The sequence below is a fragment of the Micromonospora sp. NPDC051925 genome (genome assembly GCF_044548625.1).
GTDB lineage: Bacteria > Actinomycetota > Actinomycetes > Mycobacteriales > Micromonosporaceae > Micromonospora.
In genome coordinates, this window is the sequence record NZ_JBIUCH010000035.1 from 1 (window position 1) to 12,332 (window position 12,332).

Sequence of the window (12,332 nt, forward strand, 5' to 3'; positions counted from 1 at the left end):
CATCCTGCACTGGTCGTACTGGCGGCGAACATCCCAAGCCCGAGCCCGACGATCCCACTACCAGCGCAGACAGGCCAGGTGACGTTGGAGTACTAACATGCCTTCGGCCGCTATGAGCGCCGTCCTGATCGGCTCCGCCTCCAAGTGCTCTGCAGCGAGGAACCCAGCAATTGCTGACTCGGTCGCACCCCTCGCTGCTTGCTCATCAACTATGCCTATGCCACCACGGATGACGGCGTTCGTGAGTACCGAAGTAATCGGGACGCGAGGGGATGTGAACTCCTCGATCGCATCTGGATCCGTAATTAGGGCCCGAGCCTCTTTCGCGGCCATCGCCAAGCGCTCGTTAGAGGCTGAATCATCTTCCGATCCGAAGTCGTCCAGAGTGAGCATGATCGGGTGGCTGGGTGCGATGATCTTTAGGTCGGCTGCTAGCCATTCTGGGTTCGGATCGGTGCGCAGGAAGACAAGTCTTTCCCGGTTCTCTTCCGGCCAGGTTAGCACTAGGTCTGGCGCGAAAGTGTGGTTGAAGTACTCGGTTTTCCTGACTCGGGCAGACGGGTCGCCGGATCGCAGGAAGTTGCTCACGCTGGTCTTTAAGGAGTCGATACGCCGGTCCGGGGTGTCGAAATCCAGCGCATGACGCAGAGCCGCACTGAATTCGCCGTTCATTACGACTCCTCCCCGATGCCCATAAACGCCGTAAGCCGCTGGTAGTGGTCGCTCGTGATTACTAGACCCTCCTGCTCGTCGCAGAGGGTCAACAGCCACAAGCGATTGGTTAGTTCGTACACTACTTGCGTGTCTAGTTTCCCTTGCGCTTCGTCGGGCGCCTCTGTCCCAAAGACCCGAAAGGTGTTGTCGGCGTGAAGGAGGTGCTTCTTGATGGACTCCGGACTTCGATGCTTATGCCAGCTTTGCGCCTGGAAGGGAGCCCACGACAGCCAGATCAGATTATCGCATCGGTCGGGCTTATCTTGTAATGCCACGTAGCATTCGGCGATGAATTTCCGGTACTCTGTGGCCGAGTCCATCTCGTAGCGATATGCCTTGACTTCTGCCATGAATGACTTGTCGTGCAGATCGCCGCCACGCAACTTCCCCCCTAGGTCAAAGCTAAAGCCTTGACCGCCGTGGGGCCACTGAAAATGCAGCAGGTCTTTAAGCACCTTGTCAGTGTTTGTGTAAATCGACGCAACGCGAGTCGAGTAGTTTAGCCACCGCTTAGCTCTATCTACGCCAATGCTACCGGTCTGCTGCCGCAGCTCGCCCGCCACCATCACAGCAGGGTATATCACCCACACGGACAGCAACAGGACCGGAGATCCACATGAACCCCGTCGGCTGGCTGGCGAAAAGGTCCGCTTGCCCTGGCGGGATCCCCGACGGGGGAGCCGGTGTTGGGTGTTCGTCCGAGCGGCGGTCCAGGCAGCGCGCCCATGAAGGGTTGCCTTTGGCGCGTGGTAGGGGTTCGGTGCGGATACTGCCAGGGTGGTGGAGAAGCAGGTGACGGAGTTGACCCGGTGGACTATCCACGGCGAGCGGGTGGTGGACGACACCCGTCGGGCGCGGCTGTTGCTTCCGCTGCCCTCTGGCTGCCTCACCCAGCCAACGCTCGCCCTAGATTACGCCGGAGGTGGAGGGCCTACATCCATTGGCGACCACTCCGTTTCATCGATTTCATCGGGTGCGGCCAGCCCAGGCATCAGGATGTCGAGGTAACGCCGAGCGTCAACGACGAACTGTTGGAGCATCGGCATCACATCGTGCGTCGTGTCTCCGCGCTGTACGACGCGGCCTCACCCTCGACAATCCCGCTGAGGGCCGCGCGCTCCTCAAGCGCAGTACCCGGCTCCTGGACAGCGGCCGCATCTCTGCACAGTCCCGGCAGGAACTAGCCTCTATCGTCTACAGCCTGCGAGTAGACGGAGTCACCGGCACAGGGACGGGCAGATGAACGACGACCACGACGCCGCCGGAGCTATGAGCTTCATCTTCGAGGCCGGCGTACTCAAACGCGCCGCCCGCACCGGTTGGTGGTTCGCCGGCATCAAGCACCCCGAGTCCATCGCCGACCACTCGTTCCGGACCGCGCTGATCGGGATGATGCTCGCTGCTATGGAAGGTGCCGACCCGGCCCGGGTGTCGATGCTGTGTGTCCTGCACGACACCCAGGAAACCCGGATCACCGACATCCCGCACATTGCCAGGCGCTACCTGACCGCCGCACCCAACACCACCGTCACGGCCGACCAGGTCGCCGCCTGCCCGCCGGCCGTCGCCGACCTCATCAACGCCGCCGTCGCCGAGTACGAAGCGGGCGAGACACCAGAGGCCGTCGTCGCCCGCGACGCCGACAAGCTCGAATGCCTCGTCCAAGCAGTCGAATACCGCCACCAGGGCATCGACAACGTCCAGCGCTGGATCGACAGCTCACGCACGGCACTCAAGACCACCAGCGCCCACCGCCTCGCCGACGCTGCCCTCACCGGACAACCCCTCGCCTGGCTCACCCCTCCTCCACCACCGGCATAGCCACCAGGCACTAGGTGCCTCCGGCGGTCGCCTACGGTCCGCCGCTCCCACAGCCTGGCGCGTTCGAGACGTCCCCTCAGGGTGCCGGCGACAACTGGCTGACGCCCGGTCGGGCTGCGGCGGCGACTCAACCGGTGGCGGTACGGGTGAACCGGCGGGCCAGCAGGGCGAAGGCGTCGGTGAGTGCGTCCGGGCCGACGACGGTGATGTCGGCGTCGTACCGGGCGATGGTGGCGGCGAGGCTGGGCCAGGACCAGGACCCGAGGGTGAGCCGGCAGCGGCCGGGGTCGATCTCCTCGACGAGGCCGTCGCGGGTGTAGCGGGCCACGGTCGCCGCCGGTAGGTCGAGGATCACCGTGCCCAGGCAGGGCCAGTCCGCCGAGGTGCCGCCCGATCCCCGGAAGACCGAGTTGACGTACGCGGCGACGTCTCCTCCGGGCAGGGGCCTCGGGGTGAAGCGTGGCCCGTGGGGCGGGCGCAGGGTGATCCGGTCGGCGCGGAAGGTTCGCCAGCCTGCCCGGTCGAGATCCCAGGCGACGAGGTACCAGCGACCGTCCCAGGTGATGACGTGATGGGGTTCGGCGCGTCGCGCGGGTCCGTCCGTGCTGTCGGACCCGTAGTCAAACCGCAGGATTTCGTGGGCGTGTGCGGCGGCGCTGATCGCCAGGAGCACCCCGCCGTCGACCGGTGCGGCCAGCTGGGTGGTGGGCCGCTCGACGGCGGTGACGCTGAGCGCCTCGATGCGGTGCCGTAGCCGGGCGGGCAGCACCTGGCGGATGGTGTGCAGCGCCCGCGCGGCGGCGTCGGCGAGGCCGCCGGTGGTGCTGGTCGCCGCGACCTGTAGCGCGACGGTGAGGGCGACCGCCTGTTCGTCGTCGAACAGCAGCGGGGGCAGTTCGGTGCCGGCGCTGAGCCGGTAACCACCGTCGGGGCCCTTGGTGGCGGCGATGGGGTAGCCGAGTTCACGGAGCCGGTCGATGTCGCGGCGCACGGTCCGCAGGCTGATGCCCAGGCGCTCGGCCAGCACGCCGCCGGACCAGTCCCGCCGGGTCTGCAACAGCGACAGCAGGGCGAGCAGTCGGGCGGACGTGGTCGGCATGAGCCCGATTCTGCCAGCAGTAGGTGACACATCCTGTCACCTACTGCTGCGAATCTTGCTCCCGACCAGCCCTCACCGGGTGCAAGGACCCGTCAACAAGGAGTCGACCATGGCCATCTCCGCCACCACCCACCTCAACTTCCGGGGTGACGCCCGCGCGGCGCTGGAGTTCTACCAGTCCGTGTTCGGCGGTCGCTGCACGGTCGCCACCTACGGCGACCTCGGGATGCCGAAGGAGTTGCCGGATGCCGACAAGGTCGTCTTCGGCCAGGTGACGGCCGACAACGGCTTCGCGATCATGGCCTACGACGTGCCCAGCCAGGCACCCGTCGCCGCCATGCCGGCTGCCACCACCCGCGAGAACGGGATGACGTTGACCGGTGAGCGGTTCTTCGTCTCCGTCCGTGGTGACACCGCCGAGGAGGTCGGCGCGCTGTGGGACAGGCTTGCCGACGGTGCCGACCTGATCGAGAAGTACGGACCCTCGCCGTGGGCACCGGGCTTCGGCATGCTCACCGACCGGTTCGGCGTCACCTGGATCCTCGACGTGGCCACCCCGTACGCCGGCTGACCGCCCTGATCCGGTCCGGGTCGGCGACGTCGCCGACCCGGACCGGTCGGTCATTCGGTGCGTAGCCCGTCGGCGCGGGTGAGTCGCCACAGCAGGGGCAGGCTCAGCCCGGTGACCGCCAGGACGGTCACCGCGCCCAGCCCGACGGAGAAGCCGACCACGGGCCAGGCGACCGTGACCGGGGCCTGCACCATCCGCAGCAGGGCCGCGCCCAGGCCGAGCCCGAAGGCGACGGCCAACGTCAGTCCGACCCCGACCGGCAGGGCGGTCTGCCACAGCACGGACCAGCCGAGGGTGCTGCGTCGGGTGCCCACTGCCACCAGCATGGCCAGCAGTCGGCGGCGTTCCCGGAGCTGCTCCAGCGTGCCGACCAGCATGCTGGTGGCGATCAGCAGCAGGGTGACGACCGCGCCGATGGCGAGGCCGCGCCGGATGTCGGCGAACCGGGGTGACTCGATGGTCGAGGACAGCACGGAGACGGGCGTGGTCAGGTCGATCGCGGCGGTGGCGTTGCGGACGTGTTCGACCGCGTCGGCCGCGGCCGGGTCCAGCTTGAGGAAGACGGTCGAGTGCAGCGGACCGAGCGCCCGCCCGGCGACGGCGGCCGGGGTGGCCAGCACCCCGCTCTGGCTCCAGCCGGCCGGGTCGAGCCGGGACTCTGCGGCACGGGCCGCCGTGGGCAGCCGCCACCGGGATCCGCCCTCGACGACCAGCATCGCTCCGGTGGGGACGACGACCGGGTCGTTCGGATCGGACACCAAGAAGGTGTCCCCGTCGGCGCACCCGTCGAGGTGGGCGAACTCGGCCAGCGCGGCACAGTCGCCGATCCGGATCTGCACCGGTTGGCCGTCCGCCGTGCCGACGGTGGCCATGGTGGTGAGGGTGCCGGTCGCGGCGGTCACCCCGGCGGCCCCGCCGAGCTGCCGCAGCACCCCGGCCAGGTCGGGCTGGTCGTGGAACTGAACCTGCACCTGCGCCCGGGTGGTGTCCTGCCCGCTGGCGGTGGTGAAGTCCCCGGCGATCCCGGCGAAGAGCATCTGTAGGCCGATGGTGCCGGCGACGGCGACCGCGATGCCGTTGACCAGCCGGGCGGAGGTGGCACTGTCGAGCTGCACCCGGCGTACGGCCAGCTGCCAGGACACCGGGCCGCCGCGCAGCCGCCGGACCAGCAGGTCGGTCAGCCAGGGCAGCAGGGTGACCGTGCCGATCAGCAGCAGCACCGCCCCGACCGGCACCAGCCACCGGGTGACCCCGCCGTCGCGGTCGCGCAGGCCGGCCAGGGGTAGCAGCAGGGCCAGGCCGGCGGCGGGTAGCAGCAGCCGCCACCAGAGCCGGCGGCGGACCGGGGTGCCGCGCCGGGTCACCCCGAGCGGCTCGACCACCACCGCGCGCAGCGCCAGCATCGCCACCAGTACGGCCAGCGCCGGCACGGCCAGCACGACGGCCAGCAGCAGCGCGGCGGGGGGCCGGATGTCTGAGGCGTACACACTGATGTTGTAGAGGGTGACCAGCGGGACGAGTTGGCGGCCGGCGAGCAGGAAGCCGATGCCGACGGCGACCCCGAGCAGGGCGCCGGCGGCGGCCTCTCCGGCGGCGATCCGCCGGACCATGGTGGTGTCCGCGCCGACCAGCCGCAGCGCGGCGAGCCGGCGGTCGCGTCGTTCACCGCCGTAGCGCACGGCCGAACCGAGGAACACCGCGATGGGCAGCAGCAGCACCACGAAGATGACCGCCACCAGCAGCATCAGCACCGGACCCAGACCGTCGCCGGGCAGCCCGCCGCCGAACGCGTTCAGCCGGGTCGCCCCGCGCTCCTCGGTCAGCCGGTCGTCGCCCTGGTAGTAGGCCAGTTCGTTGGGGCCGGCGAGGCCCTCGTCGGCGATCGTCGCGGTGACCCGGGCACCGCCCAGGCGGGGCGCGAACAGCGGGCCGGCGGGGGAGTCGAGCAGCCGGCGCAGGGCGGGGGAGACGACCACCTCACCGGGGCCGGGCAGGGCGGTCAATCCCGGCGGGACGGGTGCGGCAGGGCCTTCCGGCCGCACCAGCCGGCCCCGGACCGGCCGCCCCCGGAACTCGGTGTCCACCGGGTGGACCAGCAGGGTGCCGGGACCGGCCGCGACCTGCTCGCCTAGCCGCAGGTCGTCGCGGGCGTCGCCGCGCGCCTGCCGGGCGTCGAGCGCGCCGGGCACGGCGGCGGCGAGCAGCAGCATGGCCACCCCGATACCGACACCGACGGCGGTGAGCAGGGCCCGGATCCAGCCCTCCCGGCCGCCGGTGACCGCCATCCGGGCACCCATTGCCAGGTCGGCCAGCGCATCCCGGCCGGGCCGCCGGCCGGTCACGCCACGACCTCCAGGTTCCGGGTACGCCCGTCGCGCACCACGACCTCCCGGTCGGAGTACGCCGCCACCCGCGCCTCGTGGGTCACCAGCACCACCGCCGCCCCGGTCTCCCGGGCGGCCTCGGTGAGCAACCGCATCACCCGTTCGCCGTTGAGCGAGTCCAGCGCGCCGGTCGGCTCGTCGGCGAAGATCACCCGGGGCCGGGTGACCAGGGCCCGCGCCACCGCGACGCGCTGCCCCTGCCCGCCGGAGACCTCGCCGGGCCGCTTGCCGGCCACCTCGGTCACCTCCAGCCGCTCCAGCCACTGCCCGGCGCGCTGTTCGGCCTCGCGGCGGGGAACGCGGGCCAGCCGCAGCGGCAGGGCGACGTTCTCCAGACAGGTCAACTCGGGCACCAGCTGGCCGAACTGGAAGACGAACCCGAAGGCCTCCCGACGCAGGGCGCTGCGGCGGGCGTCGGTCAGTGTCGCCAGGTCCTGCCCGGCGAAGGCGACCACGCCCCGGTCGGGGCGGACGATCCCGGCCAGGCAGTGCAGCAGGGTGGACTTGCCGGAGCCGGACGACCCGAGCACGGCGACCACCTCGCCCTCGTCGATCCGCAGCGAGGCGTCGACCAGCGCCACCGTCTCACCGAAGCGGCGGTGCAGGCCCTCGGCGACCAGCAGCGGGGCGCTCACCGGCGCACCTGCGCGGCCAGCTCGTCGAGGCGGACGGTGGTCAGCTCCAGCCAGCGCAGGTCGGCCTCCAGGTGGAACAGGGCGTGGTCGCAGATCAGCTGCTCGGCGAGGTCACCGTCGCGCTTGCGTCGGGTCAGCTCCCGCATCAGCCGCAGGTGCTCGGTGCGCTGCACGTCGAGCAGTTCGGCCGCGCCGCGCCCGGTGAGCAGAGCGAGCACCACCTTCGTGTAGAGGACGCTCTGCAGGTAGGGCTCGGGCTGCTCCGGGCGGGCCAGCCACTGGTTCACGTCGGCGACGCCGGCCTCGGTGATGGCGTACCGCTTGCGCTCCGGACCTTCCCCGGGCTCGACCGCCTCCACCTCGACGAGGCCGCCGCGCAGCAGCCGGGACAGGGTCGCGTACACCTGGCCGTAGGCGACCGGGCGGGAGTGGCCGAAGTGCTCGTCGTAGCGTCGTTTGATGTCGTAGCCGTGCCGGGGGCTCGCCTCAAGCAGGCCGAGGAAGGTCTGACCGATGGACATGCGGAGCACTATACACACCGCGTATACCCGCCATGTGTACGCGTCGCGGCTACCGGTGGAGCGGGTCCGGCGGGGCCCTCCTCGCGGCAGTCCGCGAATGTGACACCGTCCGGCTGATTGACCACGAGATTGATACATGTCAGTGTTTCTTTCCCCGGCGTTTCCGCCGCGACCCCACCCCCGGGTCGCGGGGCTCCCGTCCACCCCCAGTCGACCCCGACAGACGGGACGGTGACGTCCGGGCGCATGCCCCGCTGACCTCATGAGGAGCTCGCATGAAGCGCAGAACCCTCGCGCTCGCCGCCGTCACCGCGGTGACGCTCGCCCTGGCCGCGCCGCCGGCCTCGGCCGCCCCGACCGCCCGGCCGGCCACCGCCGCGCCGGCCGTCGCGGCCCTGGCCGCGCCGGACGTCTCGGTCACCAACGTCCAGGCGCACCTGGCCCAGTTCCAGAGCATCGCCACCAGCAACGGCGGCAACCGGCGGGCCGGCTCGGCCGGCTACACCGCCTCGGTCAGCTACGTGAAGTCCAAGCTCCAGGCCGCCGGCTACACGGTCACCGAGCAGACCTGCACCAGCTGCACCTACCAGGGCAACAACGTGATCGCCGAGTGGCCGCAGGGCCCGAGCGACCAGGTCGTCATGTTCGGCTCCCACCTGGACGGCGTCGCCGCCGGGCCGGGCATCAACGACAACGGCTCCGGCTCGGCGGTGCTGCTGGAGAACGCCCTGGTGCTGGCCCAGCAGAACCCGACCATGACCAAGCGGGTCCGGTTCGCCTGGTGGAACGGCGAGGAGCAGGGCCTGCAGGGCTCGAAGTTCTACGTCAACTCGCTGACCACCGCCCAGAAGGGCTACATCAAGGGGTACTACAACTTCGACATGGTCGCCTCGACCAACGGCGGCTACTTCATCAACCGGGTCACCTCCGACACGGCCGCGCCGCTGAAGGCGTACTGGGACTCCCTCGGGCTGTCGCCGGAGGAGAACACCGAGGGTCAGGGTCGCTCCGACGACTACTCGTTCCAGCAGGCCAGCATCCCCACCTCCGGGTACGCGATGGGGGCCAGCGCCCGCAAGACCAGCGCGCAGGCCAGCAAGTGGGGCGGCACCGCCAACTCCGCGTACGACCCGTGCTACCACTCGTCCTGCGACACCACCAGCAACATCAACGCCACCGGGCTCAACCGCAGCGCCGACGGCGTCGCGTACGCCATCTGGGACCTCGCGGTCGGCGGCGGCACCCCGACCAACGACTTCTCCGTCGCGGTGAGCCCGACCGCCGGCAGCGTGGTCCGGGGGGCGTCCACCACCGCCACGGTCAGCACCGCCACCACCAGCGGCAGCGCCCAGACCGTCGCCCTGTCGGCCTCCGGTGCGCCCAGCGGCGTGACGGTCTCGTTCAGCCCGTCGTCGGTGACCTCCGGCGGCTCGGCGACCATGACGGTCAGCGCCTCGTCGACCGCCACCCTCGGCACCTTCACCCTCACCGTGACCGGCACCGGCTCGGCCACCCGGACGGCCAGCTACAGCCTCACCGTGACCGGCACCGGTAGCTGCGCCGGCGGGCAGGTCGTCGGCAACGGCGGCTTCGAGTCCGGCACCACGCCGTGGACGGCGACCTCGGGCGTCATCACCAACTCGTCCAGCCAGCCGGCCCGCACCGGCTCCTACAAGGCGTGGCTGAACGGCAACGGCAGCACCAGCACCGACACGCTCTCCCAGTCGGTGACCGTGCCGGCCGGCTGCGCGACCTACACGCTCGCCTTCTACCTGCACATCGACACCACCGAGCGGACCACCAGCGTCGCGTACGACAAGCTTGTCGTGCAGGTCGGCACGACCACCCTGGCCACGTACTCGAACCTCAACGCGGCGAGCGGCTACGTGCTGCGCTCGTTCGACGTCGGCGCGTACGCCGGGCAGACCGTGACCCTGAAGTTCACCGGCACCGAGGACTCCTCGTTGCAGACCAGCTTCGTCGTCGACGACGTGACGTTGCAGGCCAGCTGACCGAGCCGGGTGGGGCGGGCGGACCGCCCGCCCCACCCGGACCGTCACGGTGATAAATGTCGTACCCGGGTCGCAGCATGGTGGCATGGCTGCCCCCGCGCTGTCCCACCACAGTGGTCAACCCCGTTCCGTGCCGCTGCGCGAGCTGCGCACCCGGCTGACCCAGCTGATCGCGATGGCCGAGCTGACCGACACGGTCACCCTGGTCACCCGCGACGGCGACCCCCGGCCGGTCGCCGCGATCGTGCCGGCCTCCGCCGCCCGCAGCGCGGCCCAGGCCCGCGCCGACGACGAACGCCTCGCCACGGTGACCGCCGGCTGGGTCCGCCGGCTGGAGGAGTCGCACCGCCACGGCGCGCGCCGGCACGCCGCCGAGCTGCGGGCGGTGACCGACGCGCTGGCCGAGGTCTGGGCCGCACTGGACCGACACGTCCCGCCCGGCACCGACCCGGCCGTCGACCGACTCCGCGCCGCCCACGCCGACCTGCGCCGCGCCTGACCCTCGCACCGCCCCGCGACGCCCGAGACGGTGCCCACTCCCCGCCGCGCCCCGGTGATCAAGAGGTTTGCGTCAACCTGAAGATCGAAGCTGACGCAAACCTCTTGATCACCGAGAACAGGCCCCGCTGGCCGGATGCTGCTCACCCGGCCGGGGTCGGGGTCATCTGTCGTTGGTCGGTGGGGGCTGGGCGGTCCATCGTGCGCCATGGGCCGCCGAGTAGCGGGGTGAGCACCACCAGTAGGTAGCAGCCGCCGACGGTGAGCAGGGTGGGTGTGGTGCCGAACCGGTCGGCGGCCACCCCGGCGGCGAGCGCGCCCAGCGGGATGCCGGCCCAGCAGCCCGCCCCGATCACGCCGTAGACCCGGGCCCGCATGTGTGCCGGCACCCGTTCCAGCTTCAGCGCGCCGACCAGCGGGTTGATCGCGCCGGCGGCGAACCCGGACACGGCGAAGACCGCGACGATCCAGGGCAGCGGCGGCGCGGCGGCCAGCGCCCAGAAGGGCGGCCCGCCGGCGACGGCGAAGGTGGTGACGAAGGTGGCCCGGCGGGGCAGCCGGTGGCCGACGACGCTGAACGCCAGCGACCCGACCAGCGCGCCGCCACCCATCGCGCCGACCAGCAGGCCGAACGCGGTGGCCCCGCCGAGTTCCCGGTCGGCGACCACCGGCAGCAGGACGTTGCTCTTCGTCGCGTCGAAGAAGTTGGTGACCAGCACCAGCAGCACCAGTGCGCGCAGCAGCGGCTCCCGGGCCAGGAACCGCACCCCGGCGGCGAGGTCGTGCCAGTAGCCGCCACTGGTCGCCTCGGCGGCCTCGGTCGGGCGCAGCGACCGGGGCACCAGCACCGCCACGGCCAGCGCGGAGACCGCGAAGGTGACGGCGTCCACGGCCAGCACCGGCAATGCGCCGAGCGCGGTGACGAGCAGACCGGCGACGGGTGCGCCGATCAGCCGGGCGCCGCGCTCGGTGGCCTCGTACCAGCCGACGGCCCGTTCCAGCGGAACCCCGGCGGCGGTGGCCGCCTCCGGCAGCAGGGCGTTGCGGGCGGTCTGCCCGGGGGTGTCGAGCAGCCCGCTGGCGAAGACCAGCCCGAGCAGCGCCCAGAAGGGCAGGCCGACGGTGGCGTCCAGCACCGGCACGGCGGCCACCGTCAGGCAGGACACCACATCGGCCAGGACGCTGGCCCGGCGGTAGCCGATCCGGTCCACCAGCACCCCGCCGAGAGCGCCGCCGAGCACCACCGGGGCGGTGGCGACCGCGCCGGTCAGGCCGGTCGCGGCGGGGGAGCCGGTCTCGGCGAGCACGTAGAGCGGCAGCGCGATCAGGGTGAGCATGTTGCCGGTGAGCGAGACGGTGTGGCCGACCAGCAGGCCGACCAACGGGGCGCGGCGACGCGGCGGCGTCACCGCGGGTCCCGGAAGGCGTGGTACATCAACGACACCGTCTCGGCCCCCGGCCGGTTCGGGTCGCTGCGGTCCCGCCAGCGGGCGGCCAGCGCCTCCAGGTCGGCCCGCAGTTCGATCAGCTCGTCGCTGGTCAGGTGCAGCCAGGAGTCGCTGCTGGCGGTGCCGCGCACCCACTGCGGGTCGAGGGTCGGTTCGGCATCGAGGTATCCGCGCAGTCGCTGGACGTACCGGTCGAGGAAGGCCCGGCGCAGCAGGTCGGAGGCGGCCCGGCGCTCGGGGTCGTCGAGCATCTCGACCGGCTCCCACGACGTCCGGGCGTGCGTCGCCCGCCACCAGCGTTCGCGGCGGTCCCGGGCGTGCTCGGGGGCCTCTTCGACGAAGCCGTGCTGGGCCAGCTTGCCCAGGTGGTAACTGACCGAGCCGACCGCCTCGTCGACGGTGTCGCTGAGCATGCCGACGCTCTGCGGGCCCCGGATGCGCAGCTCACCGAGCAGCCGCAGCCGGGTCGGGTGGGCCAGCGCGCGCATCGCCCGGGGGTCGGTCAGGTGCAGGTTGGGTTCCTCCGCCATGCCGCCACGATAAATGCACAAGACATGACGTACAAGATGTCTTGTGGAACTGGTCCGGCGGCCCGTGCCCGACACCCTGCGGGCCGGGCGGGCTGCGGG

At 71.2% G+C, this 12,332-nt stretch carries 12 protein-coding genes and 2 pseudogenes; 6 read left to right on the top strand and 8 right to left on the bottom strand.

The genetic code is table 11. The features are described from left to right. Positions 1-57: 57 nt before the first annotated feature. Both ACIG87_RS30895 and ACIG87_RS30900 read right to left on the bottom strand, forming a co-directional pair. Positions 58-672, bottom strand: a complete 615-nt coding sequence (locus ACIG87_RS30895; RefSeq protein ID WP_396855151.1) for a hypothetical protein — start codon at positions 670-672, stop codon at positions 58-60. Next, on the bottom strand, positions 672-1,280 hold the full coding sequence (locus tag ACIG87_RS30900; RefSeq protein ID WP_396855152.1) for a hypothetical protein: 609 nt from the start codon (positions 1,278-1,280) through the stop codon (positions 672-674). Before ACIG87_RS30900 ends, ACIG87_RS30895 begins: the two co-directional genes overlap by 1 nt. 211 nt (positions 1,281-1,491) lie before the next feature. Between ACIG87_RS30900 and ACIG87_RS30905 the strand changes: the two are divergent. From ACIG87_RS30905 to ACIG87_RS30915, 3 genes and pseudogenes are all read left to right on the top strand, one after another. Then, positions 1,492-1,596: pseudogene (locus ACIG87_RS30905) on the top strand (NUDIX hydrolase); the annotation flags it as partial. A gap of 181 nt (positions 1,597-1,777) precedes the next feature. Beyond that, positions 1,778-1,957 (top strand): annotated as a pseudogene (locus tag ACIG87_RS30910) (transcriptional regulator); the annotation flags it as partial. Continuing rightward, positions 1,954-2,535: an HD family hydrolase gene (locus tag ACIG87_RS30915; protein ID WP_396855153.1), complete on the top strand. Its 582-nt coding sequence runs from the start codon at positions 1,954-1,956 to the stop codon at positions 2,533-2,535. The pseudogene ACIG87_RS30910 and the gene ACIG87_RS30915, both read left to right, overlap by 4 nt. A gap of 127 nt (positions 2,536-2,662) precedes the next feature. Here the strand turns inward: ACIG87_RS30915 and ACIG87_RS30920 are convergent, their stop codons facing one another. Further along, on the bottom strand, positions 2,663-3,634 hold the full coding sequence (locus ACIG87_RS30920) for a helix-turn-helix transcriptional regulator (RefSeq protein WP_396855154.1): 972 nt from the start codon (positions 3,632-3,634) through the stop codon (positions 2,663-2,665). Between the two features lie 109 nt (positions 3,635-3,743). Between ACIG87_RS30920 and ACIG87_RS30925 the strand changes: the two genes are divergently transcribed. Next, positions 3,744-4,205, top strand: coding sequence for a VOC family protein (locus ACIG87_RS30925; protein ID WP_396855155.1), 462 nt, complete (start codon positions 3,744-3,746; stop codon positions 4,203-4,205). A gap of 50 nt (positions 4,206-4,255) precedes the next feature. On the opposite strand, the gene ACIG87_RS30930 is transcribed toward ACIG87_RS30925, so the two are convergent. From ACIG87_RS30930 to ACIG87_RS30940, 3 genes are read right to left on the bottom strand one after another with little or no spacing between them, the layout of a single operon-like run. Beyond that, the gene (locus ACIG87_RS30930) at positions 4,256-6,547 is read right to left on the bottom strand and encodes an FtsX-like permease family protein (protein WP_396855156.1); all 2,292 of its coding nucleotides are present in this window, start codon (positions 6,545-6,547) and stop codon (positions 4,256-4,258) included. Further along, positions 6,544-7,224, bottom strand: a complete 681-nt coding sequence (locus ACIG87_RS30935; protein ID WP_396855157.1) for an ABC transporter ATP-binding protein — start codon at positions 7,222-7,224, stop codon at positions 6,544-6,546. The genes ACIG87_RS30930 and ACIG87_RS30935 overlap by 4 nt, the downstream gene beginning before the upstream one ends. Further along, complete coding sequence (locus ACIG87_RS30940) at positions 7,221-7,745, bottom strand: PadR family transcriptional regulator (protein WP_396855158.1); 525 nt, start codon at positions 7,743-7,745, stop codon at positions 7,221-7,223. The genes ACIG87_RS30935 and ACIG87_RS30940 overlap by 4 nt, the downstream gene beginning before the upstream one ends. 275 nt (positions 7,746-8,020) lie before the next feature. On the opposite strand from ACIG87_RS30940, the gene ACIG87_RS30945 reads away from it, so the two are divergent. After that, the gene (locus tag ACIG87_RS30945) at positions 8,021-9,757 is read left to right on the top strand and encodes a M28 family peptidase (protein WP_396855159.1); all 1,737 of its coding nucleotides are present in this window, start codon (positions 8,021-8,023) and stop codon (positions 9,755-9,757) included. 85 nt (positions 9,758-9,842) lie between these two features. After that, the gene (locus ACIG87_RS30950) at positions 9,843-10,256 is read left to right on the top strand and encodes a type II toxin-antitoxin system Phd/YefM family antitoxin (RefSeq protein ID WP_396855160.1); all 414 of its coding nucleotides are present in this window, start codon (positions 9,843-9,845) and stop codon (positions 10,254-10,256) included. A 142-nt stretch (positions 10,257-10,398) separates the two neighbouring features. Here ACIG87_RS30950 and ACIG87_RS30955 read toward each other — a convergent pair whose 3' ends face one another. After that, positions 10,399-11,664 carry an MFS transporter gene (locus ACIG87_RS30955; RefSeq protein ID WP_396855161.1) on the bottom strand — a complete coding sequence of 422 codons (1,266 nt, stop codon included), beginning with the start codon at positions 11,662-11,664 and terminating at the stop codon, positions 10,399-10,401. Then, entirely contained in the window at positions 11,661-12,233 is a 573-nt protein-coding gene (locus tag ACIG87_RS30960; protein WP_396855162.1) for a helix-turn-helix domain-containing protein, read from the bottom strand. The genes ACIG87_RS30955 and ACIG87_RS30960 overlap by 4 nt, the downstream gene beginning before the upstream one ends. Positions 12,234-12,332: the final 99 nt, after the last annotated feature.